This is a genomic window from Dubosiella muris (assembly GCF_004793885.1).
Taxonomy (GTDB): Bacteria; Bacillota_I; Bacilli_A; order Erysipelotrichales; family Erysipelotrichaceae; genus Dubosiella; species Dubosiella muris.
The window spans coordinates 1-24,580 of sequence record NZ_SRYG01000010.1 but is presented as its reverse complement, the minus strand read 5'-3'; the positions used below and the strand labels follow the sequence as shown (position 1 = coordinate 24,580).

The following is a 24,580-nucleotide window of genomic DNA, read 5'->3' as shown; positions in this document are numbered from 1 at the left end:
AAGCAGTCCGTTTTCTTTGGACTGCTCTTTGATTCTTTCTCTTTCTTATCCGCGCATCGACTCTTTGATCGACAACGCCAAACCATCCAGCTCCTCTTCCTGCCCGTCTTTGAGGCGGGAAGCGATCGTCAGCCGGTCGTTGAGCACGGTCATCGTCTTCATTTGCTCGTCGAGGAACTCGGAAATCAAGTCGCCCGAACGAATCGCCCACGAACCGTTTTCAATGACCGCCACCGTGCGGTTTTGCACGTTGAGCGCCTTCATGTCTTCCAAAAAGCTCAACATCACCGGGAAGATGCCCAGGTTGTACGTGCACGAGGCGAGCACAAGATGGCTCTTCTTAAACACTTCGGCAATCAAATACGACACGTGGGTGTTCGACACGTCGAACACGTCGACATTTTCGACGCCCAGCTCGCAAAGCTTTGCTGCCAGCGCCTGCGCCGCCTGCTCCGTGTTGCCGTACATCGACGCGTACACGATCGTCACGCCCTTTTCTTCCGGCTCGTAGCTGGCCCAGTGGTTGTATTTGTCCAGCAAATACCCAAAATCGTTGCGCCATACCAAACCGTGCAGCGGACAGATAAACTTGATTTGATCAAGCACCGGCTCCGCCTTTTTCAAAATTTTGCGAATGTGCGGTCCGTACTTGCCTACGATATTCGTCAAATAGCGGCGGTTCTCGTCCAGCCAGTCGCGGTCGTAGTTCACCTCGTCGTTGAACAGCTTGCCGTCCAGCGCCTTGAACGAGCCAAACGCGTCCGCGCTAAACAGCGCCCCGTTCGTCAAATCGAGCGTCACCATCGCTTCAGGCCAGTGCACCATCGGCATGAACAAAAACGTCAGCTTGTGGTCGCCCACGTCGATCACGTCGCCCTCGTTGACGACGATTTTCTTGTCCTCGTCGATTTGGAAACCAAACTGCTCCGCCAGCTGGAATCCTTTCGTATTGCCAATGATTTGCGCGTTCGGGTACTTCGTGATCACTTCCTGCAAGCTCGCCGCGTGGTCGGGCTCCCAGTGGTTGACCACGATATAGTCGAGGTCGCGCCCATCGAGCACATATTCAAGATTTTCCAGCATCTGCCGGCACGCGTCCCAGTCCACCGTATCGAACAACACCGTTTTCTCGCCCGTCAGTACATAGGAATTGTAGCTCACCCCTTCCGGGATCGGGTGGATATTTTCAAACAACGTCAACCGGTGGTCGTTGGCCCCGATCCACGTTAACTGATCCGTTACTTCTCTTACGACATGCATCGTTATTCCCTCCTTACGCCTTTTCAAAATTGGATTTTGGTTCCGAGCATTCCGGGCACACCCAGTCTTCCGGCAGCTGTTCAAACAATGTGCCCGGTGCGATGCCGTTGGCCGGATCGCCCTTCATCGGATCGTATTCATAGCCGCAGCCGTCGCAAACCATGACCGCGTAGTCCGGTTTTTCCTTCTTCACCGTCGCACGACGCACTTTTTTCATCGGACCCGCCGGCTTTTTCTCGCCCGTGTCCAGCGCCTCGGCCAGCAGCGGCAAAACCTCGTTGACATCGCCCACGATGCCATAGTCGCAGTTTTTGAAAATCGGCGCGTTCGGATTCGTGTTGATCGCCACGATCGTTCCCGCGTTCACGATGCCCTTCAAATGCTGCACAGCCCCCGAGATACCGCACGCGATGTACAAGTTGCCGTTGAATTTTTGCCCCGACATACCGACATACCGGTCGATTGGCACGTATTGCAGCGTTTCCGCCACCGGTCTGGACGAGCCGATCGCCGCGCCAGCCGCCTTCGCGACGTCTTCAATCAGCTTCATATTTTCTTTCGGTCCAATGCCCTTGCCGGCCGAAACGACGCGGTCCGCCTTCGTGATTGGCGTGTCGATCGGAATGCCAACCGTGAAATCGTAGCCATCCGCTTTCAGGTTCTCAACGAGCGCGTCAACCTTCTCCTGCGCGCTGCCCTTTTTATACACGATTTTCTTACGCGGTCCGGTGATGTTTTTCGCCGCTTTGACCGGCATCGCCGCGCCCTTTTCCTTTTTCGGCGGCTTGCCTAGCAAGTGCGATGAAATCACGACCCGCATGATCTCGTTCGTTCCCTCGTAGATTTGCGTGATCTTGGCGTCGCGGTACATTCGCTCGACATCCATGCCTTTCAAATAGCCGTTGCCGCCAAAGCACTGAATGGCTTCCTCGGTCACCTTGACCGCCGTGTCCGAAGCGTACTGTTTCGCCATCGCCGCTTCCATACCGTAGCTTTCGTGGTTTTCCTTCAATTCGGCCGCGCTGTACACAAGCATTCTCGCGGCCCGTATTTGTGTCGCCATGTCCGCCAGCTTGAACGACATGCCTTGCTGGAACGCGACCGGCTTGCCAAACTGCACCCGGTCCAGCGTGTAGTTTTTCGCGCTCTCGAACGCGCCTTGGGCGATGCCGAGCGCCTGCGAAGCGATGCCGATGCGGCCGCCGTCGAGTGTCGCCATCGCGATCTTGAAGCCTTCGCCCTCCTTGCCAAGCAGGTTTTCCTTTGGCACCTTCACATCGTCGAACAGCAGCTGCGCCGTCGCCGACGAGCGAATGCCCAGCTTGTCGTAGTGGTCGCCAATCGTGAAGCCTTCCCAGCCTTTTTCCACGATAAACGCGCTAATGCCGCGCGTGCCAATGTTCGGCGTCGTGACTGCGAACACGACATACGTGTCGGCCTCGCCGCCGTTGGTAATAAAGATCTTTTCGCCATTGAGCACGTAGTGGTCGCCCTCCAAAACGGCCGTCGTCTCCGTGCCACCCGCGTCCGAACCGGCGTTCGGTTCCGTCAATCCAAACGCGCCGATTTTTTCGCCTTTCGCCAGCGGAACGAGATACTTTTGTTTTTGTTCTTCCGTTCCAAACGCGAAGATCGGCCAGCTGCCCAGCGAGACGTGCGCCGATAAAATGACGCCCGTTCCGCCATCGACGCGCGACAATTCCTCGACCGCGATCGAATAACTCAAAATATCCTTTCCCATGCCGCCGTATTCTTTCGGATACGGAATGCCTAGCCAGCCTTTTTGGCCCATTTTCTCTACGACATCGCGCGGGAAATGGCTTTCCCGATCCCACTGGAACGCGTACGGCTTGATTTCGCTTTCCGCGAATTCACGGATTTGGGCACGAAGCTGTTCGTGCTCGTCGGTACATCGAAACATGTTAACCTCCCTTTTTTCCGGCTTTTCCGGTTTTCTCATTTATTTTGTCTTTCCCAGAATCAAGTCATGCAACGTATACGATGCGTACACCGCGTTGATTTTTCGCTGGACGTCTTCCAGCGCGCCATGAATGCGGCACGGCTCGTTTTGCGCCTGCGTCCATTCGCAACAATGACCCTCGCGCAAGCAAAGATTGATCGCTTCGTCCTCTTCAATGAGCCGAATCAAATCGAGCAGCGTGAAATCGCGCAAATCCCCCGCCAGCCGGCATCCGCCTTTGGAGCCCGGCAGGCTTTGCACGAGTCCCGCGTTGCGCAACAAGGCGACGATCTTATACGCGAAAGGCTGCGGAATGCATTCGCTGGCGCACAAAGCTTTCATCGAGTACAATCCGCCATCCGAAAGCGTCCGTAAAATACGCAATGCGTAATCTGTTTTCCTGATCATGATTCCACCTTCCTTTATGTCCAGTTTACAAACGTAGACCATCAAAGTCAATTATAATGAAAAGCGCTTTCATACTTGGCTGTTTTTGTGGCATGATCGACAAAAAAAGCCGCGGAAACTCCGCGGTGATCCGTTTCTTTTTCTTGCCGGATTTGACGATAAAGCGCCTTTGTCTTGCTTGGACTCGCCTCGTTGAACACAATCGTTCCCTCTTTCGTTTGGATCACGATCACGTCCCCGTTTCCTTTTGTGTAGCGCGTGTAGCGGCCAAACGCGTCGTTTTCAAACCGTCCCATCAAAATCGAGCGCGCGTCGTAGCCATTCACCCGCGTTCCCGGCGCGCTGTCCGGCTCCATTGTGATGGATTCGATCTCGTCAAACGGTACGACCGTGTCGGATACGAAATTGGCGTCCAGCGTGATTTGTCCGCGGTCGACTCGCACGGTATAGTCCCCGGCAAAAACGATCACCAGGGCGAAAATCAAAGGCGGAACGCCAAGGATTAGCCAGAGCAGATTTTTCTTGTCGAACGGCTTCGGTTTGGAAAACACCACACCTTGCGCCTTTTGAACCCTGGCGTACTTCCACGACACGAACACGGAAAGCCCCGAAGCGATCAAGGCGAGAACGACGATGACGCCTGTCCCGTTTGGAAAAAAACACGCGCCCAGCATGATCAGACCGCAAACGACCCAAATGCGGCCGCCAACGCGCTGCGTGTAGTTCCAGTTGTCCGCGTTTTCCAGCGCCCAGCGCGTCCGGATCCCGATCATTTCATTTTGCGAGATCTTCGGCAGCAAATTGCCGCAGACCAAAAAGATCAGGGCGAGCATGCCGTTGACAAAAACGAGTCCGTTCCAGTTTGGAAAATATTCGAGCCCGACAAACATCGCGCACACCGCCAAACTGATCATTGGCTGCAAAAACAGCGTCCAGCGCACGACGTCCGGCTTCATCGTTTCAAACCGCCCTTTCCAAATGCCCAAATACGCGATAAGCCAAAACATGCCTAGCGTCGTGAGCGGAAAGACAAACTGCCACGTGATTCGCAGCACGCTTTCCGAACTGACCGGCAGAAAAAAGCCAAGGAAAAGCGGAAGGACGATGAGCAGCGAGTCAGCGAGAAGTTCTTTTCGATACGACTTGGCGTTCATAGCGTTCTCCTTTCAAATCCTGCATCCATAAAATAACTTCCTCAAGCACCGACGTGTTCAGCGTGTACACGATGTATTTCCCGTGCCGCTCGTCACGGATGAGATCCGCCTTTTTCAGTACGGACAAATGCCGGGAAATCGCGGGTTGCGAGATGGAAAAATGCTCGACGATTTCCTGTACCGTCATCGAACGCTGCTTGAGCAAGTTGAGAATCGAGCGCCGAATCGGGTCGTCCAGCGCCTTGAGTGTTTGATCCAAAGCCATGTTTTCCTCCTATAACATATAACTTATTTGTTATTGATATTATAAAGAGAAAAGAGGACGCTGTCAATCGGTTTCCTCTAAAGAAAGAAGCGTTTCGCCCCAGGCGCAAAACGCCTGGACGATTGGCAAAAGCGCGCCGGACACCTCGGTGAGCGAATACTCGACCCGGGGCGGAATCTCGTTGTACTGGACACGCGCCACAAGCCCTTCCTGTTCCATTTCCTTCAAGGTGTTCGACAGCATGACGTTCGTAATGCCGAGCGCCTTTTTCAGTTCGTTGTAGCGCAGCGTCCCGTTTTCGCACAACACATACAAGATTGGCAGCTTCCATTTTCCCTCGATCGCCCGACACGCCACGCGCATCGGGCACGTTTCATCCGTAAATACAATCATCTCTTAACTCTTCTTTCCTTTTTATTCACTATACCATACTTCATTACAAAAATAAACAAGGTAAGTTTTCTATGTGTATTTACATTTTTCTTATCATGAGTTATAATACACTTACTTTAAGCACTCCATCGTTTAAAGTGCCAAAAAAAGGCAAAATGGAAAGAGAGGAAATTTTCTATGAATACAAACAACGAAACGGCTGCCGCTGTGATCGTGCCCGTCTTCGGCACTCTCCTATTGCCGAACACGACGATTCAGCTTCGAAACTTGAGTCAAGACGACGTGGACCGCATTCGCGACGAATCGTTCATCGCCGGACTCGTTCAAGCCGAGCACACAAAAGACCACTGGAGCGCCGCGGATTTTCACCCTTATGGCATCCGCTGCGAAATCACCTCCATCGAATACACGAAAAAAGGAACAAGCGTCTGGGCGAAGGCTCTCGAACGCGTCAAAATCGAGCACGTTGTCGAAGGACGCTTTCCCGCTTGCGCCTACACGATACAGCCGGAAAGCGACGATTTGCCGGCGCGCTCCACGCAAGACATGCTGGAATACATGCGCTCCATCGTCCGCGACATGGCCCAGGCGTTTCGCGGCGGCGAGGCGATCGTTGCGCGAGCCGAGGAAATCGCCTCGATCAACGAGTTGATCGTCTATGTCGCCCAATACATGCCGCTAACCCAAAGCGAGCGCTACGACTTGCTGCGGACCGACTCCTTGAAAGAGCGCGCCCTGTCGTTTATCGACTTGCTGCTGCGCCAAAAGGAAGTTGTCGCCATCAATTTGGAAATGAACGAGAAATTCACCGAGCAAGCCAATAAGACGTATCGGGAACAGGCGCTGCGCCGGCACATTGAGGCGCTGCAAAAAGAGCTCGCCGAAACGACTGGCGAATCCGAAGACGATCCAAACGACTGGCGTTCCCGCGTTTTGAGCGCCCGCCTTCCTCACGATATCGAGCAGGCGCTGCTGGACGATGTGGCGAAGCTGGAATCAGCCTTCGCGCCCAACAGCAGCGAGCAGGACGTCTTGCGGACGTATCTGGAGTTCGCCCTCGCCCTGCCTTGGGAAAAACAGCCTTTGTCCTTTGCCGATCTGGCCCAGGCCCGGCAAATCCTGGACAGCCGGCATTACGGCATGGATAAAGTAAAAGAGCGAATCATTCAGCATTTGGCGATCATGCGGCTGAAAAACTCCAACAAAGGGAGCGCGATTTTGCTTGTCGGCCCGCCCGGCACGGGAAAAACATCGCTGGGCAAGTCGATTGCCGAAGCGCTGGACCGGCCGTATGTGCGAATGAGTCTGGGTGGCGTCAAAGACGAGTCCGAGATTCGCGGTCACCGGCGCACGTATGTGGGCGCCATGGCCGGCCGCGTCCTCCAGTCGATGAAACGCGCGGGCGCGACCAATCCCGTCATGATTCTCGACGAGATCGACAAGCTGATGCAAGGCGGCTTTAGCGGCGATCCGGCCGCGGCCATGCTCGAAGTGCTCGATCCGGAACAAAACAACACGTTCACCGATCACTATTTGGATTTGCCGTACGACTTGTCAGACGTGCTGTTTATCGCGACCGCCAACAGCGTGGATTCCATTCCGGCCCCGCTGCTCGACCGCATGGAAGTCATTTCGATTTCCAGCTATACGGCCGAGGAGAAATTCCACATCGCCAAAGACCATCTCGTTCCGGCCGTTTTAAGCGAGTCGGGCGTTTCGCCGGAACAGTTCGCGATCACGGACGAGGCGATTCGCTCTCTCATTGGCGGCTACACGATGGAAGCGGGCTGCCGCGGATTGAAAAAGCAGATCGCGGCGCTTGTCCGCTCCCAATCCGAACGCATTTTGGAAGGCGGCGACTCGATTGTCGTTTCCGAAAACGACCTCGAGCCATTGCTTGGACCAAAAAAAGCCCGCCACGAGCAAGTGAAGGAAAGCAACCCAGCCGGCGTCGTCACAGGACTGGCCTGGACGGCGGTCGGCGGCGAAGTGCTCTTCATCGAAACGGCCGCCATGCCCGGAACCGGACAAACCATTTTGACCGGCCAGCTCGGGGACGTCATGAAAGAGTCGGCGCGCATTAGTTTGAGCGTGCTCAAATCGAGAATGCCGGCTTTGACGAGCGGATTGAAAGCGCAGGACTTGCACATCCACGTGCCGGCTGGCGCCACGCCAAAGGATGGACCGAGCGCGGGAATCACTTTGTTTACGGCGCTGGCTTCCCTCGTTTTAAACAAACCAGTGGACGCGCGCATCGCGATGACGGGCGAGCTGACGCTGCGCGGCGACGTGCTGCCGATTGGCGGCCTTAAGGAAAAGCTGTTTGGAGCCCAGCGCGCGGGTGTCGTCAAAGTTCTCATTCCATGGGACAACCAGTCCGATCTGGCTGAAGTGCCGCAGGAAATCAAGGACAGCCTGACGATCGTCCCTGTGAAAACCGTAGAAGACGTCTTGCGCGAAACGCTCGACCTTGCCTTGCCGCAACTGGCGCAGGACAATCGCGTCCAGACTGCCATGCCATTGCAGTAAAGAACCCGAAGACAGTTTCCCGTCGAAACTGTCTTTTTTGTATGCTAAGATAAGAAAAAAGGAAATGAGCGCGATGAAAAAATGGAAAACGATTGGAATGGCGTGCTTGCTTGGCGGGATGGTTGCGTGCGCCCGCCCCGGGCAAGCCGGCAGTCCGTATATTTTGAAAAAAGACATGCCGCATTTGGCGGATCGTTCCATCCCCCAAGTCCACAAAGGCTACTATTTGGCGCAGCAGGACGACGGCCTCCTGCATATTTTGGACAGTGAAGGCAACGAGGCGGGACGAACGACGTATACCCACGCCTTATGGATCGAGGAGGACGTGCTGCTTCGAACAAGCGATGGCGATTCCCAAAGTTTCGACTACGCGACCGGGAGAAAAAAGAAAGAGGCGCTGGAAGGCATTGGCGGCGTCGACTCCAACGTGCTCGCGTACGACCCGGACAGCGAAAAAGTACGGTATACGACCACAAGCGATTTGCTGGATCCAAAGGGGGCTTCGTGGACGGACATTCCTTCGGATCTCTTTTCAAGCGAGGCGTATATCGTTTACGATCTGGACGATGTGGCGCAAGGAAAACTCGATGGCGCGTACCGGATTTGGAACCGGCAAACCGGCGAAGTGTACGGACCGCTTCAAAACGCCGTTTACCACCATCAAAACGACTTGTTTCAAAACTATGGCCTTTCCCGCTTTTACGCGCCGGTCCAAGGCATGTATCCCGTTCAAACCGACGATGGGTTTCTGGTGATTGACGGCGGCAAAATGTGCGGACCCTTTCAGGACGCCTTCCCGGTTGGCAACGACGCCGTCTTTGTTCGGGACGGGCAAACGCCTTTCTTGTTCGATGAAAGCCATCCGAACGGAGTCCGTCTGCCGCCAAACGCATTGGACGCCAGCGCCACCAACAAAAAGACGGTTCTCGTGCGCGAAAGCGATGGCTGGAAGCTGTACACCGAACCATCCGACACCTTATAAAAAGGCGATTTTCTCAAACCCGCCTTTTTTTATTTATTCTTTGTTCCCGGCTTCCAAAATATCGGCTACGCTCCACGTCATGGCCAAAACCGCCTGCCGTAAACTGGACCGGGCCAGCGGGCCGTGAACCGCCTCGAGAAATCCGCTCTCGTGCGCGTAGACAGGTGGAACCATGCCGGTTTCGAGTTCAAAATACATCGTCGGCACGACGTGGGACACGTTGCCGATGTCCGAGCTTCCACCCGGATACTCGGGTTCGTAAAACCGCTCGATGCCAAGACGGCGCAAATTGGCTTCGACAACCGAGCAAAGCGTTTCGTCGTTGCGCAATTCGTCAAACGAGTTTTCAAAAAAGCGCGTTTCCATCCGCGCGCCGGTCATCGCTTGCGCGCCTTGTCCAATGGCTTGCAGCGTGGACGTCAGCGTTTCGACCTCTTGGCGGGTCGCGTCGCGGACATAAAAGCGGCACGCGGCGTAATCGGGAACGATATTGCACGCCTGCCCGCCATCGGTAATGATCCCGGCGACGGAAGCGCTTTTTTTCCAGTAGGGCCGGCGCGCGTTGATGCCTTGAAAAAGCAGCAAGACGGCTTCAAGCGCGTTGATGCCTTGCTCAGGCGACATGGCGGCGTGGGCGGCGCGGCCAAAAAACGAAAACTCGATGGAATCCATCGCTTGCGTTTTCGGGCGGACCATCGTATGGCCGCCCAAATGGGCCTGGAGCACGAAATCGACGTCGTCAAACGCCCCGTTTTGAACGAGCTCGCATTTTCCTCCCAACGTTTCCTCGGCCGGCGTGCCAAAGACGACAAGACGAATGTCCCGGGAAGAGAACACGCGTGAAAGCGTGATGGCGCTGCCAAGCGCGGTGGCGCTAATCCAGTTGTGTCCGCAGGCGTGCGCCCATTCGTCATGGCCCGGCCCGTAGCCTGGGAGCGCGTCGTATTCGGCTAAAAACGCGATCGTAACCGGCCCGCTTCCCCATTCGGCGCGAAACGCGGTCGGCATGCCTTGGTACGCCCGCCAAACCTTGAAGCCGTTTTGTTCGAGCCGGTCGCTTAAATACCGGGCGCACACCTCTTCTTTTCCTCCCGGTTCGGGATGGGCGAAAACAAATTCGCTAATTGCCTCAAATTCGGACAGCCCTTGATCGCATTGCGTTTCGATTTGGCTTTTGATTGACGTTTTCATCGTGGACCCTCTCTTCTATTGCTATCAGTATAACACTTACCAGCCTACGATTTTCAAGATGGCGAGTATAAAAAACAAAAGCGCGATGCCGGACAAAAGCCCTCCGGCGGTCAGCTTGATGTTTTTGACGCCATACGTCGAACGGGTGTACACGTACAAAAAGATGCCGAGGATCGAAAGCAGCGCGAATGGATTAAAAAGCCATGAAACGACGCCGACGCCCAGACATACCCAGGAGAGCGTCTCGCTGTTTTTGGTTTGGTTTGACATGGCAAAACCTCCTTTTTACGGATCATATCATAAGTATTGTATTGTCTTCGATTTTTTCTGGCAATTATACGAAAAAGACAATATTCTTCCAGCTTTTGCCAGCCTTTTTTCTAAAAAAGAAATCCATCGCTTGTTTTGAAGAATGGTATAATAAAGAAACGAGGAGAATCCCTATGAATTTCTTTAAAAAATATCAAACCAAATATCCTAAAAATCCGGTTGCGAACGCGTACGATTCGCTGCCTACAGACGACATAGTCCGCCGCCGCTATCATTTTACCGGAACGGTGCAAGGCGTCGGCTTCCGGGTTGAAATGTGGCGCCGGGCGATCAACATGAAGCTGGCGGGCTGGGTCAAAAACAACGAAGATGGCTCGGTGGACGCGGAACTCGAAGGGCCGAAAGCGCGAATCGACGCCTTGATTTCCCAAATGGAAAGCATTCCCCGGATTCGAATCCAATCGGTGGATGTGCAGACGCTTGAACCGGTTGGCGCGTCCGATTTTGAAATGCTGAATTACTAGAAATTTGAAAACACCTTTTCGATCAATCAAAAACAAGGAGGAACCGATGGAAAAAATAGCGAGCTTTACTGTGGATCATTTGAAATTGAAACCCGGGATTTACGTTTCCCGCAAAGACCATGCCGGAAACACGACGCTGACGACGTTCGACATCCGCATGACAAGTCCCAACGACGAGCCGGTGCTCAACACGGCAGAAGTCCATACGATCGAGCATTTAGGCGCCACGTATTTGCGCAACGATCCGGACTGGAAAGAAAACGTCATTTACTTTGGCCCTATGGGCTGCCGGACCGGTTTTTATTTGATTTTGGCTGGCGACTTGGAATCCGAGGACGTTGTCGAACTCGTCCGCTCCCTTTTCGCCTGGATCGCCACTTTCGAGGGCGATGTCCCTGGCGCGAGTCCGAAAGACTGCGGCAACTATCTCGATATGAACTTGCCCATGGCCCGTTTTGTCGCCCGGCGCTACCTTTCGCAAACGCTGGATTCGATTGGACCGGATTCCCTTCACTATCCTCAGTAGCAAAAAGCCGGATTTTTACCTCCGGCTTTTTTTTGAAACAAGATTCAAACAGCTTCCCCACAAAACAGTTCTCGTCTTCTAAGTATATCTTACCGATTTTTATGCGATTTGTCCCCTCTATGTCCCCAAATGCACGCTTTTTGACCCAAAAAACATAAGAACCCGCCAATTCTGCCTTTTTTGATCCAAATATATAAGTATTAAATTATAATTTCCGTGTTTATTTCAAGTTCCGCTTCCTTCTTTTTTTCGCTTGAATTATAATTTTATTTATAAAGAAAGTAGGAATTTTATGGATTATGAAATCAATCTTTGCGAAGACGATCCCGTGCAAAACGAAAAGCTCATCGACTGGCTTCGCGCCCGTTTTCCGGAAGGCGCCATCCATGGATTTACCGACGAGAACGCGTTGATCGCGCACATCCAAACCGCGCGCATCCCGCGCATCGTACTCATGGACATCATGCTCAAAAACGACGTCAGCGGAATCGAAACCGCCAAGACCATTAAGAAAATCGACCCTTCGTGCATCCTCGTGTTTTTAAGCTCGTATTTGGAAAAGGCGTGCGACGTGTACGAAGTCGACCATTGCTATTTTGTTTACAAACCACAAAAAGAAACCCGTCTGGAAGCGGCGATGCAAAAGGCGGTGGGGCTGCTGAAAAGCCGGCCAAAGGAAATCGTCGCCCACACCGGCACTTCGACGATTCGGCTCGATCCCGACAGGGTGCTTTATTTGGAGCGCATCAAGCGGTACACGCTCGTGTACTGCCGGACGGAAACGATCAAAGTCAAAGAGGATTTGGAAACGCTGATCCGGCAGCTTCCCGATTCGTTTCACCGCTGCCACCGCTCGTTTGTCGTCAACTTCCGTTACGTCCGCTCTTATATGGTTCACGATTTGAAAATGGACGACGGCAAGCTTCTTTCGGTTTCCAGAGGCTATATCCAGCCGATCAAGACCTCCTTTCATCGCTATTTAACCGATCCAAAGGAGGGAATTTTATGAAAAAACGCTTTTCTTCACCGCGCTTCAACGTGGCGATGTATTTGTTGTTCGAAGCCGCGCTCATCGTTCTCATTCCGCTTGCCAACCGGACGATTCGCATCACCTTCGCTCCCGGATGGGTTCTTTGCGTTCTCGCGCTTTTTTGCGGTTCGGGATTTTTCGCGGTCCGGCTCATTCGCACGCTGCTGGAGGAAATGCAGGAAGACACCCGCAAGGAAGTGCTCCGCGCGCAAAACGCGATTCAAAAAGAACATCTTTTAGCGACGATGAAAGCCGAGCAGGACATGGCCAGACTGCAGGAAAAACTAAAAACCATGATGAAGGATATCCCGCAGGACGAGATGGTTCGACGGGCGAAAATCGACGAGCTTCTTCACGAGGAAGCCGATTCGCTGTTCGTCAACTATTGTCCGCACAAAATCGTGGACGCCTTGCTTTACCATAAATCGCTTATTATGAAATCGCATGGCATCGACTACTCGATTGTCGCGGCCGTGCCCGCTGAGCTGAATTTGGATGGTTACGCCATTTTAAGCGTCCTTTCCAACTTGATCGACAACGCCATCGAAGCGGTGCTCGCCTTGGATAAAGACCGGGTGATTGACATCCACTTGCATACGCGTGCCAACGTGCTCGTCTGCCAGGTGGAAAACACCATTCCGGCCCACGCGGCGCTGGTCAAAGGCCGTTCCACGAAAAAAGACCAAAAACAGCACGGCCTCGGCCTGGCGATCATCGAGCACACATGCAAAACCCACAATGGATTGTTTACACACGAAACCGATGGAACCCGGTGCCGCTGCACGGCCACGCTGTGCGAAAACAACGGGTGAAGGAGGTCGCTATGCCACTCTGGTACGCCGCCGCGCTGGCTTATCAATCCGCGCTTCACGCTATCTTTTTTATCGTCTTTCTCAACGGCAAGCATCCGGCCCGCGCGTTTGGGATTTTGTGGACGCTGCTTGTATTCGTCTTGTTTCCGATTGGTTCCTGGATTGGCGAATACGACCTTTTTATCAAAAACGCGTTTTTTTGCGGGTCCCTTGTTGTGCTTTGCCGGTTTCTGTTTCGCGACCAGAAAATGAGAAAAATCATATTGGCTGTGCTGCTTTATGAAATCATGCTCGTGCTCTTTGAAATCCTCGCCGTTCCGACGATGTATCTTCTTTTTGGTTTCGTGCCCGATTTGCGCATGTACGGACCGATTCAAAAAGTGTTCACGTTGATTGCCTGCATCTGGCTGGCCGTGTTTGTTTTTGGGACGCTTTCTGTCGTTTCCAAAGCGCCGTCCGCCCATACGAAAATGTTCTGGTATTTGGCTTGCCTGCTCTTTAACGTCATTTTGCTCGTGTTGGCCGTTTGCCAGATTTTCATACCGTACAACCCTTCGTTTTTCGAATCCAGCTACTGGGGCGTGGTCGCGGTTTTGATTGGCGCCAATCTGGCTACTCTTTTTTCGCTGACTCGCGTGATTCGGCGGGAACGGCAGCGTCAAGTCGCGGAACGGCTGGAATACGAATACAAGAAGCAGCTTCTTCTTTATATGGAAAACGACCAGCGCGAGGAAGGCTGGCGCCGGCTGCGTCACGATTTATTGAATTTCTGGGAGGAAAACCAGTCATGACGCTTTGGTATGCCGCGCTCGTTGGATACCAGGCGCTGATTTCCTCTCTGTTTTTGACACTTTATTTCGACGCTCCGCGAAAAAGAAAAACTGGACTAGGCTATATGGGCATTTTCGTGTTGGTGCTGTTTCCGCTGGACACGTGGCTTTTCGCCCGGCAGCCCATTGTGAAAAACGCGGCGAACGCTTTGATTTTATGGTTCGCCAGCTCGCTTTTGCTTTGGGATGTCCCGCGGTTTGTCCTTACGTTTGGAATCGTCCTGCTGGAAATCGGTTACTTTCTCACGGAGGTGGTTTTGATTTTGGTCTTGTACCTCGCGTTTGGTTTTGTGCCCGATCCATCCACTTTGGATCAAAACCAGCTTTTGACTTACACACTTGGCTCGTTGGGCGCCACCTTCGTCTTCTTTGTTTTGCTCGCCATCTTTTCGAAAAGAGTCACCGCCAAAATAAAAGTCGCCACGAATGTGGTCTGGCTGCTTGTATCCGTGATTTTGACCGCGCTATGCGCATCCCTGCTGATTTTGTCTTTCGATCCGCTCGCATACAGCCTTTTAACGGGCTTTATGGTTGTCTTGATGGCCGGTATTCTCGGTTCGCTGCACCATCATTTCCACGCGGCGCGCCGTCAGCATACGCTTTCGGGGCTGGAACGGGAATACAAAAAACAGCTGGCCTTGTACGCCAGTCGCGAAAGAGACGCGATGGCGTGGCGGCACTTGCGTCACGACTTGCTGAACTTCTGGGAAGCGGCAAAGGAGGAATCCAGATGACATCCGCTTTTTTTGTTGTGCTGCTTTATCAAAGCGTCGTGCAATCCGCGTTTTTCGCGCTTTACTATCCTTCGCCTGAAAAACGGCGGCTCTTTCTGTTTTATTTGGGATTGTTCATGCTGGTTCTCTACCCGCTCGACACGTTGTTTCCAGCCACGTGGCCGCTGCTAAAAAACATATTCAACTTCGGACTGCTTGTCGTCGCGAGCCAAATCGTATTTCGCTCGTTGAAAAGGCGCACGATCATCATGGCGACGGCGTTGTACGAATTCGGACTCGTGCTTACGGAAATCGTTTCGGTTTTCGCGTTTTACGTCTTTACCGGCCACAGCCCGGATCCAACACGGTTCAACGTCGATCAAAGCTTTATGTATGCCCTCGGTTCATTCGCGCTGACCATCGTGTATCTTGTCATGCTTCAAGTGTTTCCTAACGGACTGGTGACCCGGAAAAAGGGATTTTTGTATTTGCTGGGCATGCTGCTGAACGTTGGTTTTACGGCGCTTTGCGGCGCGTTCATCGTCGTCCCAGACGAGCACGTGTTCTTCGCCCGTTCCTATGGAATCGCGCTGGCGTTTCTTTTCGTTTTTAACGGGGCAACTTTCGTTTCTTTGCGCCGGTTTATCCGAATCCAAAAAGCGCAAAGCGCACAACGCGCATTGGAATCCGTCTATCAAAAACAACTGGCCTGTTATGTGCGTGACAAGTCTGACGAGCATGTGTTGCGCCGGCTGCGCCACGACTTGCTGAACTTCTGGGAAACGACAAAGGAGGAATCCTGATGCCCGGCTGGTACATTGCGGCGCTGTTTTACCAGTCTGCCGTTCAATCGGCTTTATTCGCCTTGTATTTGCGCGCCAAACGACCATGGCGTCAATTTCTCGTTTTATGGATCGCGTTTGTGGGCGTCATCTTTCCAATCGACTTGCGGCTGGCTGAAATGGATTTAATCATTAAAAATCTCTTCAACTGCGTCTTTCTTGGCGTGTTGTGCCGGTTTCTTTTTTGGCAGGAAACGACAAGAAGAATCGTTTTCGCCGTTCTCTTATATGAAACCGCGCTTGTGCTCGTCGAAATTTGCGGCATTCCGATGCTGTATCTCTTGACGCGAAAAACAACGGACTTTTCGGCTTTTGACAACGTGCAAAAAATCATGACTTGGATCGCGTGCGGATGGATGACGCTCATCGTTTTCGCTTTGCTGCAAATCTTTTCCAAAACGCTGACTGCCAGCACGAAAATGATCACATATTTGGGCTGCCTGCTTTTAAACAATATTTTGCTCGTGTTGTGCGTCTGCCAGCTGCTTGGAACGAGGCGGGATGATTTTTTTTCCGTTTCCTATCCATTCGTGGTGGCGATCCTGCTCGTTCTGAACGTTTTGACGCTTTTCTCGCTCTCCCGCTTTGCGCGGCTGGAAAGATTGCGCCAAAGCCAGCTGCGCCTGGAAACCATTTATCACGGCCAGCTGCTCTTTTATTTAAATAACGAGTCTTCCAAGGACGGATGGCGGCGGCTGCGTCACGATTTGCTCAATTTTCTGGAACAGGACAACGAATAAAAGCGAAGATCATTTTAAATCCTCGCTTTTGTTTTCCAAACCGGCGCACGCGTTTTCGAGCAGGCGCATGAGCGCAATCGTTTGTTCCGGCGTTACAAGCTGTTTTTTGCCTTCAACGATCGTATCGTAAACCGCCTCGTAAAAACTGGAATACCGGCTTTCGACCGTCGGCACCTTTTCCTCGTGATACGCGCCTTGTTCATCGTAGTATATGAGCGTGCCAAACTCGAAAGGCCGGTCTTTTCCAAAATCCGGATGTCCTTGCGGAAAGTAAAATCGTTTCAAATCTTCCTCCTGCCGGTCTTCCGTTTCTTTGATAAACATTCCCTTCGTCCCGTATGCGATGAACTTCGGCCTCGCCTTCGCGCGAAAATAACTGGATTTCACGGAAACCTTCAAGGGCTCTTCGTAAAATAAGTCAAAATCGAAATAATCGTTCATCCGGCCCGCGCCAAGCAGCGAGCGAACATCCCCGACAACGCGTTGGGGATTTCCAAAGAGCGCCAGCATTTGGTCTAGCGTGTGGCAGGCGTGTCCGTATACAAACGAGCTCATGCGCGAATACGATTCGACAGCTTGCGGCACATCCGGCCGGTAATAGTCATAATACAATTCCACTTCGAGCAGCGTACCGAGCTTTTGACTTTCGATCACGGCTTTCATCGTCAGGTAGTCGCTGTCGAATCGCCGGTTTTGATAGCCTTGCAACATGACGTCTCGCTCGCGGGCTAAAGCGAACAATTCAATGGCTTGGGCGCTGGTCATGGTAAAAGGCTTTTCGACTAGCGTGTGCTTTCCGGCCAGCAGGCTTTGTTTCGCGAATTCATAATGCGTGTCGTGTCTGGTGGCAATCACGACAAGCTCAATCTCGGGATCCAGCAGCACGTGTTCCATTTGGTTCGTGTAGCACACACCCTCTATTTCAGCCCACGAATCCCGGGCATGGTTCCGGCTATAAATTGTTTTGATTTTGAATTTTTCGGGTAGATCCAGCAAAAACGGCGCGTGGTAGCGATTTGCGCTTTTTCCATTGCCAATCATTCCAACTTGAATGGTTCTCATCTTTCAACACTCTCCTTTTCGCTTTTATTGTACCCGATGGCGCTGAAATCCGGTTTCGGGTCTTTACGCTTTCATGATAAAATAATGAAAAACCACGAAAAAATTTGAAACGAAATTTTAGAAAGAGGAACGCAATGCTTATTCGGGAAAAAATCGAGCGTCTGGCCCAGGAAGTCCACGACGCGCGTAGCGCGGTCGCCCGCTTTCTATTGCTGGAAGCCAACGCACTAGAAAACATGTCGATGCAAGAAGTCGCCGAAGCGACCTTTACGTCCAAGGCGACTTTGGTACGGGTCGCGAAAGCGCTCGGATTTTCTGGCTGGACCGCCTTTCACAAGGCGTATGTTTTCGAAAGAAAGGAAACGGAACGGTTGTTCGAGGGGGTCGACACAAACATTCCTTTTTCAAAGCAGGATCGCACCGCGCAAATGCGTAGCCACTTGGCGCAAATCTATATGGAAAGCGTTTATTTAACGAACGATTTGTGCGAAGACGCCGCGTTGGAAAAGGCGGCCTCGATTTTGGATGAAAGCGAGCGGATCGTTGTTTTGGGCATTGGCGCCAACCGCTCTTTGAGCCGGATCTTCATTCAAAAAATGGTAAAGCTTGGAAAACGTGTCGACTTATGCGAGCCGGCCGACGCCCGCTATTTCGTCAACACATTGACTTTTCGTGACTGCGCGATTTTGATTTCCTATTCCGGAATGCCGCCTCAAAGAGAGCCGATGGCTTTAATTCCGCTTTGTCAGGCGCGCGGCGTGCCCATGATCGCTTTGACAGGACGGCACGATAACGTTTTGCGGCAAAGCGCGGATGTCGTTTTGACGATTTTTTCCAAGGAAGACTGGTTTGCGAAAATCGCGTCGTATTCTTCGGAAGTTTCCATTCTCTTTTTGCTCGATTTGCTGTATTCGGCTTATTTTGCCCGCCACTATGACGAGCATTTGTCCTATCGGATGGAAAACGTCCGCGCCATAGAACAAGACAAAACGTTCTAGCCGCCGTTTTATGAAAAAGAAAAGAGAAGCGCGTTTCTACTTCTCCTTTGATCTTTTCTGTTTATCCATTGACGGCTTCGTCGAGCACTTTGCCGATGGCGTCGTGAATGACCAGTGTCGCCTTTCCATCCATTGGCGTGCTGTCCCGGTTGATGAGGACAAGGTTTTTTCCTCGAAAATACTGAATGAGTCCCGCGGCCGGATACACAACCAGGCTTGTGCCGCCCACGATGAGCGTGTCGACGTGCGAGATGGCGTCCACCGCCGCGTAAATGACCGATTCATCGAGCCCTTCTTCGTACAGCACGACGTCGGGCTTGATGATGGCGTTGTCCACGTCGCATCGCGGAATGCCGTCCTGATCACGGCGCGCGATCGTTTCCTCGAGCGTAAACGCCTTATGGCAGCGGGTGCAGAAATTGCGGAGCACGGAACCATGCAGCTCAAGCACGTTCAAAGAACCGGCCTTTTGATGCAGGCCGTCGATGTTTTGCGTAATGACGGCTTTGAGCTTTCCTTCCTGTTCCAGCTTGGCCAGCGCGGCATGCGCTTTGTTGGGAACGGCGTCTTGATAAATCATCTCGTTAAAATAAAATTCAAAAAACTCCTTGGGATGCTGGGTGTAAAACGTGTGGCTCAGCATCGTTTCCGCCGGATAAGGATACTTTCGTTTATACAGCCCGTTGTCGCTGCGAAAGTCGGGGATGTGGCTTTCGGTCGACACGCCGGCTCCGCCAAAAAAAACGATATTGTCGGATTTCTCAATGATATCGTGTAACTGCTTGATTGGATTCATACTGTTTCCTCCTTGTTTCTTTTATTGTAGTCTTCTTTTTCCTCGATGCAAAGCGGGATCGTTCTGGCTGGAAAAAAGCCGGAAATCGACTTCCCGGCTTTGGTTTTGAGGATTTACTTTTTGTTTTTTGTCACTTTGATGTCGTAGTGTCCATCGCGGACGTCGATGCGGATCGTCGCGTCCTGCATCGCGCCTTCTTTGATCATTTGACGGGCGATTTCCGTCTCGATCTGACGCTGGATGTACCGTTTCATCGGACGGGCGCCAAACAACGGATCCACGCCATTTTCCGCGATCCGGTCGTAAACGGCGTCACTGACATGGACAGTGATGTCTTTTTCTTTCAAACGCTCGATGAGTTCGCCCATGAACTTGCGTGCGATCTTGACAAAGGCTTTGTCGTGAAGGGCGTTGAATACGACGATTTCGTCGATTCGGTTGATAAATTCCGGACGGAAGTGCGCTTTCACCGCTTCCATGTATTTCTCTTGAAGAAGTTCCGGTTCGTTTTTGTATTCGAACGCGTACTGGCTTCCCAGATTGCTCGTCAAAATGATGATCGTGTTTTTGAAATCAACCGTCACGCCTTTGGAGTCGGTGATTCGTCCGTCATCCAGAATTTGCAGCAATACGTTAAACACATCCGGATGCGCTTTTTCGATTTCATCGAACAAGACGATCGAATATGGATTGCGGCGTACCGCTTCGGTCAGCTGTCCGCCTTCCTCATGGCCGACGTATCCTGGAGGCGCTCCGATCAAACGGGCGACGCTATGTTTCTCCATGTATTCGGACATGTCGATTCGAACGATGTGGCGCTCGTCGTCGAACAGCTGTTCGGCCAAAGCTTTGGCGACTTCGGTTTTTCCGACACCGGTAGGACCGAGGAACATGAACGAACCGATTGGACGGTTTTCGTCCTGGATTTGCGCTTTCGATCGTAAAATGCAGTCGACAACAAGTTCGATCGCGTGGTCTTGTCCTACGACGCGGCGCTCGAGAACCTTTTGCAGGTTGAGCAGCTTTTCGCGCTCGCTTTCGACAAGACGGGTCACTTCCACACCGGTCCAGCGGGAAATGATTTTGGATACGAGTTCCTCGTTGACGGTTTCCTGAATCAAGGCGCCTTCATCGTTTGGCAATCCGCCATTGTCTTTGTTGATGCGCGCTTCCAGTTCCGGAATGATCTGGTATTGCAGTTTGGCGGCATCCTCATAGCGAAGGTCGTTTTGCGCTTGTTCCAGATCGAGTTTCGCTTTTTCAAGCGCGAGCTTGTCTTCCTGCGCCATGTTGAGAATGCGTTTCTCGTCTTCCCATTTGGAGTGGAGCTCGTCGCGCTTTTCCTGAAGCTTGCCCATTTCCTCTTCGATTTCGCTGCGGCGTTCCACGGCTTTTTTATCCGTTTCCGACATGAGCGACGTCTTTTCGATTTGGAGCTGCATGATCTTACGTTCCAGTTCGTCGAGTTCCTGCGGCATGCTTTCCATTTGGACTTTCAAAGTCGCGCACGCCTCGTCGACAAGGTCGATGGCCTTGTCCGGCAAAAACCGGTCGGTAATGTAGCGGTCGGACATTGTGGCGGCGGAAACGAGCGCGTCATCCAAAATACGGACACCGTGGTAGCCTTCGAAGCGGTCTTTCAATCCACGCAGGATGGCGATCGTATCTTCGACGTTCGGTTCACGGACGTTGACTTTTTGGAAACGACGTTCCAGTGCGGCGTCCTTTTCGATGTATTGACGATATTCATTGAACGTGGTGGCGCCAATCATATGCAGTTCGCCACGCGCGAGCATTGGTTTGAGCAGGTTGCCGGCGTCCATCGACCCTTCGGTCTTTCCGGCGCCGACCAGATTGTGGATCTCGTCGATGAAGACGATGATCCGGCCGTTGGATCCTTTGATTTCATCCAATACGGCTTTCAGGCGTTCCTCGAACTCGCCGCGGTATTTCGCGCCGGCGATCAGGGAACCCATATCGAGTTCGATCAGAGTTTTATCTTTTAACGATTCAGGCACGTCGCCTTTCATGATTCGCCAAGCCAGTCCTTCGACGACGGCGGTTTTACCAACGCCTGGCTCACCGATCAAAACCGGATTGTTTTTCGTTTTCCGGGACAGGATTTGCATCACGCGCCGGATCTCGTCGTCACGGCCGATGATCGGGTCGATTTTTCCTTCGCGCACTTCGGCGACTAAGTCGCGTCCGTATTTTTTCAGCGCTTCCAGATTGTCTTCGGCGTTTGGCGTATCCATCTTGCGTCCGCCTCGACGATCGAGTTCGGCTTGCTCGCAAGCTTTTTCCGTCAAGTTGAACGTTTGAACGAGACGGCGGGAAATATAGGAACGGTTGAACATCAACGCAATCCACAGTGTAGCTACGGATAAGTAGATTTCATCGTGCTGACTCGCCCATTTTGCCGCTTTGTCGATTGATTTTTGTACCTCGTTCGACAAATTGATGTTTTGAGAAGAGCTCTTCACGATCTTTTTTTCTTCATCCGCAATGATCGTCAGGGCGAGTTTCTTGTCCACATTCAACCGGTCGAACAAACCGTCGAGAATGTCGGCTTTGAACATCGCTTCCAAAACGTCGATCGTATCCACGGAAGCGTGTTGATTCGCTTTCGCGTCGTTGACGGCGTTCATCAGGATCTTTTGCAGATTCTCGGACATTTTTTCAAAATCCATAGAAGTCCTCCTTACTTGAGATTACTTTCATCTTTAAAATCATTATAGAACGCTGGTTTTTTCACTTCCATTCATTTGCTTTTTGTTCCCTTTTGTCTTTTCATCCTCCTCGCTTTCTTTTTGGATGTGGTTTTCCTCTTTTTTATTTTATCCGATGAAAGAATGGAAAACACGTCTTTGTTTTTAAATATTTTTCTTTTTTTATCATACTAACTTATATTTTAACCTTTCTTTTTCCATGGAAAAGAAAGCAGTTTGGTATAATAGAAAAAAGGGGGAATTTGTATGTTGACGCTTTGTGGTGTTGTTTGCCTGATCGCTTCCATCGCGCTTCAAATCACGTTGTTTATTTTGAAAGCCAACGGGGTGGCCGGCATCAGTCCGGGCTACTTTTTGTATAGCGCCTTTTTGTTCGCGCTGGCGGTTTATTTGTGGATTCTGGGCGCCCGGGAACGACATTGGAAAGAAGAGCGTGATTGTTGATGGAACTTGGATTGTTTGTTTTGATTTTGACTTTCCAGTCCGCGACCATCGCTTTCTTTTATTCGCTGTTTTTTTCTATGAAGCGAAGGTTCTCATTTTTTTGGAAAATGACATTGTTCATGATGATCGTGGTGTACCCTGTGAACAATCTAATCCCAAGTCGCGCCATGATTTTCCGAAACGTTTTCAACTGCGCCCTGGAGTTTTTGTTTTTATGCCAGACGATCCGGCAGGAGCCGAAAAAGCGGTTGCTTTTCGGTATTTTGCTTTGTCAAATCGCTTTAGTGGTTTCGGAGATTCTAGCAGTTTCTTTCACCTACTTTCTTTTGCATCGCCCGCCGGAATTGGCGGAATTCGACGCGTTGAACATGGGCGACATGTTTTCTGTCTATTTGTTCGCTTCATGCCTGCTTCTTCTCTTGTTGTTTGGCATGATTCGCGGGTTTTCCAAAGCCCGGCTTGCGAGCGTGCAAATGAGCGGATATTTGATTTCACTCATGCTGAATGTGATTTTAGTCGCTTTATGCGCCTGTCATATTTTCGAACCCTTCAACGTGTTGTTTTTTCTAAAAAACTACTGGATCGTTCTTGGCGTCTTGTTTATCATCAATTTGTTTACGTTTCTTTCCTTGTTTCACTATGTGAAGCAGGAGAAACAGAAAAAATCCATGGAATTGCTGGAAAACGAATATGTCACGCAAATGCGCTTTTATTTAGAAACCGGGGCTAACGAGTCCGCCCTTCGACATTTTCGTCATGATTTGTTGAACTTTTTGGAAAAGCAGCAGTTTTAGGAAAACGCTTTGTTCAAGTGTGATGTTTTCTTTAAAATCGGAAACATTCACTTTTTTCATTTTTTCTCCCCTTTTCCTCCTTTTTGTCGTATAGAAAGGTGTAGAGGTCTTTCTCCTACGGAAAGGAGAAAAGCTATGCCAACAAACTATGACAAAATTTCCACTCTCATTGACCGGCTTCGTATTTTGGATTCGGGATTGTTTCAAATGATGTTCCACGACGATATTCCGCTTGTCGAATTCGTGTTCCGGACGATTTTGGATGAACCGGATCTTGTTTGTGTGGATGCCAAAGTCGAATATCGTGTCATTAACAGCTTGAAAGAGCACGATGGCGTCTTTGACCTGCATGCTGCGATGAAAGAAAACAAAATTGATATTTTGGAAATGCAGCGCAACGGCCGGCTCGTCATTTTGTTTCCGCGAATGGAGTTTTATGCGGCGCTGACGTTTATCGCCGCCTTGAACAAAGGAGCGAGCTATGAGCAGATTCCGGATGTGACGGTCATCTTTTTTACCGAAACGGATGTATTTGGAATGAATCTACCCAAATATACGTTAGGACGTAGTATACTGGAAACAGGAGAAGTGGTCGACACCCATTTAAAAATCGTTTGTGTCAATGGAGCTTATGAAAAAACGGACACTGCGCTGGGAAAACTGATCCACGATTTCCGGCAGTGCAATCCAAACCAGCTGTTTCATGATAATTTGCGGGATAAAATGCGACAAGTCAAATATGGAAAGGAGCGAAAAAGTATGATGACGTTTACCGATTCGGTGTGGGAAGAAGTCCGCGCGGAAATGCGGGTGGAATTGCGTGACGAAGTGAAGCGCGAAGTCAAAAATGAGATTCGTGACGAAATGAAGAGCGAGATTCGCGACGAAGTGAAAAGCGAAGTCAAGAACGAGATTCGCGACGAAATTTCTCAAGCTGTAAAAATTCAGCTCGCTCAAAAAATGCTTGCGCGCAACCTTCCCATTGCGGAAATTGCCGAGGATACCGAGCTTTCCATCGAGCAAGTGCGCGCGCTCCAGCAAAATCTATAGATCCAAACAAAACGCCCTGTGCCTACGATTCAGGGCGTTTCTTTTTGGAGAAAGGAAGTAAAGTCATCAAATTCTTTCAAAAACATCCAATTTTCGATTGTGTTATTCAACATCATTCAGTCAATGCCTGTAAAAAGCACTCTTTACCAAAAAATAAAAACCGACGAATATGGCAAGTTTTTAGAATTTTCAAAAATTTTAAAAAATAATGTCCGGTTTTCCCTCGTTTTGTCGTATATAAAGGTATGAAGGATTTACTAATTTATAACTTCGTTCAT

The 24,580-nt window shown here is 51.2% G+C and carries 25 protein-coding genes; 14 read left to right on the top strand and 11 right to left on the bottom strand.

Features of this window, described 5'->3' with window-relative positions; all coding sequences use genetic code 11:
- Positions 1–45 precede the first annotated feature (45 nt).
- The 6 genes from E5336_RS05920 to E5336_RS05895 all read right to left on the bottom strand — a co-directional run bounded on the left by E5336_RS05920 (position 46) and on the right by E5336_RS05895 (position 5,440).
- Entirely contained in the window at positions 46–1,260 is a 1,215-nt protein-coding gene (locus E5336_RS05920) for an FprA family A-type flavoprotein (protein ID WP_135980161.1), read from the bottom strand.
- Positions 1,261–1,273: 13 nt separating this feature from the next.
- Positions 1,274–3,181: an acyl-CoA dehydrogenase family protein gene (locus tag E5336_RS12755; protein WP_135980159.1), complete on the bottom strand. Its 1,908-nt coding sequence runs from the start codon at positions 3,179–3,181 to the stop codon at positions 1,274–1,276.
- Positions 3,182–3,220: 39 nt separating this feature from the next.
- On the bottom strand, positions 3,221–3,628 hold the full coding sequence (locus E5336_RS05910) for an RrF2 family transcriptional regulator (protein ID WP_168353575.1): 408 nt from the start codon (positions 3,626–3,628) through the stop codon (positions 3,221–3,223).
- Between the two features lie 47 nt (positions 3,629–3,675).
- Entirely contained in the window at positions 3,676–4,782 is a 1,107-nt protein-coding gene (locus E5336_RS05905; protein WP_135980157.1) for an SdpI family protein, read from the bottom strand.
- Positions 4,745–5,047 (bottom strand): autorepressor SdpR family transcription factor, encoded by a 303-nt coding sequence (locus E5336_RS05900; protein ID WP_135980155.1) that lies wholly within the window; start codon positions 5,045–5,047, stop codon positions 4,745–4,747. Before E5336_RS05900 ends, E5336_RS05905 begins: the two co-directional genes overlap by 38 nt.
- 63 nt (positions 5,048–5,110) lie before the next feature.
- Complete coding sequence (locus E5336_RS05895) at positions 5,111–5,440, bottom strand: winged helix-turn-helix transcriptional regulator (RefSeq protein WP_135980154.1); 330 nt, start codon at positions 5,438–5,440, stop codon at positions 5,111–5,113.
- 177 nt (positions 5,441–5,617) lie between these two features.
- Between E5336_RS05895 and lon the strand changes: the two genes are divergently transcribed.
- A complete protein-coding gene (lon, locus tag E5336_RS05890) occupies positions 5,618–7,969 on the top strand; it encodes an endopeptidase La (RefSeq protein WP_135980152.1) in 2,352 nt (783 codons plus the stop codon).
- 73 nt (positions 7,970–8,042) lie between these two features.
- Positions 8,043–8,951: a hypothetical protein gene (locus tag E5336_RS05885; protein WP_135980151.1), complete on the top strand. Its 909-nt coding sequence runs from the start codon at positions 8,043–8,045 to the stop codon at positions 8,949–8,951.
- Between the two features lie 33 nt (positions 8,952–8,984).
- On the opposite strand, the gene E5336_RS05880 is transcribed toward E5336_RS05885, so the two are convergent.
- Both E5336_RS05880 and E5336_RS05875 read right to left on the bottom strand, forming a co-directional pair.
- Entirely contained in the window at positions 8,985–10,142 is a 1,158-nt protein-coding gene (locus tag E5336_RS05880; RefSeq protein ID WP_135980150.1) for an amidohydrolase, read from the bottom strand.
- A 36-nt stretch (positions 10,143–10,178) separates the two neighbouring features.
- On the bottom strand, positions 10,179–10,412 hold the full coding sequence (locus tag E5336_RS05875) for a hypothetical protein (RefSeq protein WP_135980149.1): 234 nt from the start codon (positions 10,410–10,412) through the stop codon (positions 10,179–10,181).
- A gap of 173 nt (positions 10,413–10,585) precedes the next feature.
- On the opposite strand from E5336_RS05875, the gene E5336_RS12395 reads away from it, so the two are divergent.
- The 8 genes from E5336_RS12395 to E5336_RS05835 all read left to right on the top strand — a co-directional run bounded on the left by E5336_RS12395 (position 10,586) and on the right by E5336_RS05835 (position 16,429).
- A complete protein-coding gene (locus tag E5336_RS12395; protein ID WP_168353574.1) occupies positions 10,586–10,936 on the top strand; it encodes an acylphosphatase in 351 nt (116 codons plus the stop codon).
- 46 nt (positions 10,937–10,982) lie between these two features.
- On the top strand, positions 10,983–11,462 hold the full coding sequence (locus E5336_RS05865; protein ID WP_135980147.1) for an S-ribosylhomocysteine lyase: 480 nt from the start codon (positions 10,983–10,985) through the stop codon (positions 11,460–11,462).
- Positions 11,463–11,754: 292 nt separating this feature from the next.
- Positions 11,755–12,471 carry a LytR/AlgR family response regulator transcription factor gene (locus E5336_RS05860; RefSeq protein ID WP_135980146.1) on the top strand — a complete coding sequence of 239 codons (717 nt, stop codon included), beginning with the start codon at positions 11,755–11,757 and terminating at the stop codon, positions 12,469–12,471.
- The gene (locus E5336_RS05855) at positions 12,468–13,304 is read left to right on the top strand and encodes a GHKL domain-containing protein (protein ID WP_135980145.1); all 837 of its coding nucleotides are present in this window, start codon (positions 12,468–12,470) and stop codon (positions 13,302–13,304) included. Before E5336_RS05860 ends, E5336_RS05855 begins: the two co-directional genes overlap by 4 nt.
- A gap of 11 nt (positions 13,305–13,315) precedes the next feature.
- Complete coding sequence (locus tag E5336_RS05850) at positions 13,316–14,095, top strand: hypothetical protein (RefSeq protein ID WP_135980144.1); 780 nt, start codon at positions 13,316–13,318, stop codon at positions 14,093–14,095.
- A complete protein-coding gene (locus E5336_RS05845) occupies positions 14,092–14,868 on the top strand; it encodes a hypothetical protein (protein WP_135980143.1) in 777 nt (258 codons plus the stop codon). The genes E5336_RS05850 and E5336_RS05845 overlap by 4 nt, the downstream gene beginning before the upstream one ends.
- Entirely contained in the window at positions 14,865–15,650 is a 786-nt protein-coding gene (locus tag E5336_RS05840; RefSeq protein ID WP_135980142.1) for a hypothetical protein, read from the top strand. Before E5336_RS05845 ends, E5336_RS05840 begins: the two co-directional genes overlap by 4 nt.
- On the top strand, positions 15,650–16,429 hold the full coding sequence (locus E5336_RS05835) for a hypothetical protein (protein WP_135980141.1): 780 nt from the start codon (positions 15,650–15,652) through the stop codon (positions 16,427–16,429). The genes E5336_RS05840 and E5336_RS05835 overlap by 1 nt, the downstream gene beginning before the upstream one ends.
- Before the next feature lie 9 nt (positions 16,430–16,438).
- Here E5336_RS05835 and E5336_RS05830 read toward each other — a convergent pair whose 3' ends face one another.
- Positions 16,439–17,491 carry a Gfo/Idh/MocA family oxidoreductase gene (locus E5336_RS05830; protein WP_135980140.1) on the bottom strand — a complete coding sequence of 351 codons (1,053 nt, stop codon included), beginning with the start codon at positions 17,489–17,491 and terminating at the stop codon, positions 16,439–16,441.
- A gap of 134 nt (positions 17,492–17,625) precedes the next feature.
- Between E5336_RS05830 and E5336_RS05825 the strand changes: the two genes are divergently transcribed.
- Positions 17,626–18,489 carry a MurR/RpiR family transcriptional regulator gene (locus E5336_RS05825; protein WP_135980139.1) on the top strand — a complete coding sequence of 288 codons (864 nt, stop codon included), beginning with the start codon at positions 17,626–17,628 and terminating at the stop codon, positions 18,487–18,489.
- Between the two features lie 61 nt (positions 18,490–18,550).
- Here the strand turns inward: E5336_RS05825 and E5336_RS05820 are convergent, their stop codons facing one another.
- Complete coding sequence (locus tag E5336_RS05820; RefSeq protein WP_135980138.1) at positions 18,551–19,285, bottom strand: NAD-dependent protein deacylase; 735 nt, start codon at positions 19,283–19,285, stop codon at positions 18,551–18,553.
- Between the two features lie 113 nt (positions 19,286–19,398).
- Positions 19,399–21,975: an ATP-dependent Clp protease ATP-binding subunit gene (locus E5336_RS05815; RefSeq protein WP_135980137.1), complete on the bottom strand. Its 2,577-nt coding sequence runs from the start codon at positions 21,973–21,975 to the stop codon at positions 19,399–19,401.
- 285 nt (positions 21,976–22,260) lie between these two features.
- On the opposite strand from E5336_RS05815, the gene E5336_RS05810 reads away from it, so the two are divergent.
- From E5336_RS05810 to E5336_RS05800, 3 genes are all read left to right on the top strand, one after another.
- On the top strand, positions 22,261–22,458 hold the full coding sequence (locus tag E5336_RS05810) for a hypothetical protein (RefSeq protein ID WP_135980136.1): 198 nt from the start codon (positions 22,261–22,263) through the stop codon (positions 22,456–22,458).
- A gap of 167 nt (positions 22,459–22,625) precedes the next feature.
- The gene (locus E5336_RS05805; RefSeq protein WP_135980135.1) at positions 22,626–23,252 is read left to right on the top strand and encodes a hypothetical protein; all 627 of its coding nucleotides are present in this window, start codon (positions 22,626–22,628) and stop codon (positions 23,250–23,252) included.
- A 135-nt stretch (positions 23,253–23,387) separates the two neighbouring features.
- On the top strand, positions 23,388–24,302 hold the full coding sequence (locus E5336_RS05800; protein ID WP_135980134.1) for an RpnC/YadD family protein: 915 nt from the start codon (positions 23,388–23,390) through the stop codon (positions 24,300–24,302).
- Positions 24,303–24,580: the final 278 nt, after the last annotated feature.

Bases quoted from the DNA above. Each gene is read 5' to 3' on its own strand.
- E5336_RS05885 (WP_135980151.1), top strand. From the start codon at position 8,043: ATGAAAAAATGGAAAACGATTGGAATGGCGTGCTTGCTTGGCGGGATG.
- E5336_RS05900 (WP_135980155.1), bottom strand. From the start codon at position 5,047: ATGGCTTTGGATCAAACACTCAAGGCGCTGGACGACCCGATTCGGCGC.
- E5336_RS05920 (WP_135980161.1), bottom strand. From the start codon at position 1,260: ATGCATGTCGTAAGAGAAGTAACGGATCAGTTAACGTGGATCGGGGCC.
- E5336_RS12395 (WP_168353574.1), top strand. From the start codon at position 10,586: ATGAATTTCTTTAAAAAATATCAAACCAAATATCCTAAAAATCCGGTT.
- lon (WP_135980152.1), top strand. From the start codon at position 5,618: ATGAATACAAACAACGAAACGGCTGCCGCTGTGATCGTGCCCGTCTTC.
- E5336_RS05880 (WP_135980150.1), bottom strand. From the start codon at position 10,142: ATGAAAACGTCAATCAAAAGCCAAATCGAAACGCAATGCGATCAAGGG.
- E5336_RS05850 (WP_135980144.1), top strand. From the start codon at position 13,316: ATGCCACTCTGGTACGCCGCCGCGCTGGCTTATCAATCCGCGCTTCAC.
- E5336_RS12755 (WP_135980159.1), bottom strand. From the start codon at position 3,181: ATGTTTCGATGTACCGACGAGCACGAACAGCTTCGTGCCCAAATCCGT.
- E5336_RS05815 (WP_135980137.1), bottom strand. From the start codon at position 21,975: ATGGATTTTGAAAAAATGTCCGAGAATCTGCAAAAGATCCTGATGAAC.
- E5336_RS05875 (WP_135980149.1), bottom strand. From the start codon at position 10,412: ATGTCAAACCAAACCAAAAACAGCGAGACGCTCTCCTGGGTATGTCTG.
- E5336_RS05820 (WP_135980138.1), bottom strand. From the start codon at position 19,285: ATGAATCCAATCAAGCAGTTACACGATATCATTGAGAAATCCGACAAT.
- E5336_RS05805 (WP_135980135.1), top strand. From the start codon at position 22,626: ATGATTTTCCGAAACGTTTTCAACTGCGCCCTGGAGTTTTTGTTTTTA.
- E5336_RS05860 (WP_135980146.1), top strand. From the start codon at position 11,755: ATGGATTATGAAATCAATCTTTGCGAAGACGATCCCGTGCAAAACGAA.
- E5336_RS05825 (WP_135980139.1), top strand. From the start codon at position 17,626: ATGCTTATTCGGGAAAAAATCGAGCGTCTGGCCCAGGAAGTCCACGAC.
- E5336_RS05845 (WP_135980143.1), top strand. From the start codon at position 14,092: ATGACGCTTTGGTATGCCGCGCTCGTTGGATACCAGGCGCTGATTTCC.
- E5336_RS05800 (WP_135980134.1), top strand. From the start codon at position 23,388: ATGCCAACAAACTATGACAAAATTTCCACTCTCATTGACCGGCTTCGT.
- E5336_RS05830 (WP_135980140.1), bottom strand. From the start codon at position 17,491: ATGAGAACCATTCAAGTTGGAATGATTGGCAATGGAAAAAGCGCAAAT.
- E5336_RS05895 (WP_135980154.1), bottom strand. From the start codon at position 5,440: ATGATTGTATTTACGGATGAAACGTGCCCGATGCGCGTGGCGTGTCGG.
- E5336_RS05835 (WP_135980141.1), top strand. From the start codon at position 15,650: ATGCCCGGCTGGTACATTGCGGCGCTGTTTTACCAGTCTGCCGTTCAA.
- E5336_RS05855 (WP_135980145.1), top strand. From the start codon at position 12,468: ATGAAAAAACGCTTTTCTTCACCGCGCTTCAACGTGGCGATGTATTTG.
- E5336_RS05865 (WP_135980147.1), top strand. From the start codon at position 10,983: ATGGAAAAAATAGCGAGCTTTACTGTGGATCATTTGAAATTGAAACCC.
- E5336_RS05910 (WP_168353575.1), bottom strand. From the start codon at position 3,628: ATGATCAGGAAAACAGATTACGCATTGCGTATTTTACGGACGCTTTCG.
- E5336_RS05810 (WP_135980136.1), top strand. From the start codon at position 22,261: ATGTTGACGCTTTGTGGTGTTGTTTGCCTGATCGCTTCCATCGCGCTT.
- E5336_RS05840 (WP_135980142.1), top strand. From the start codon at position 14,865: ATGACATCCGCTTTTTTTGTTGTGCTGCTTTATCAAAGCGTCGTGCAA.
- E5336_RS05905 (WP_135980157.1), bottom strand. From the start codon at position 4,782: ATGAACGCCAAGTCGTATCGAAAAGAACTTCTCGCTGACTCGCTGCTC.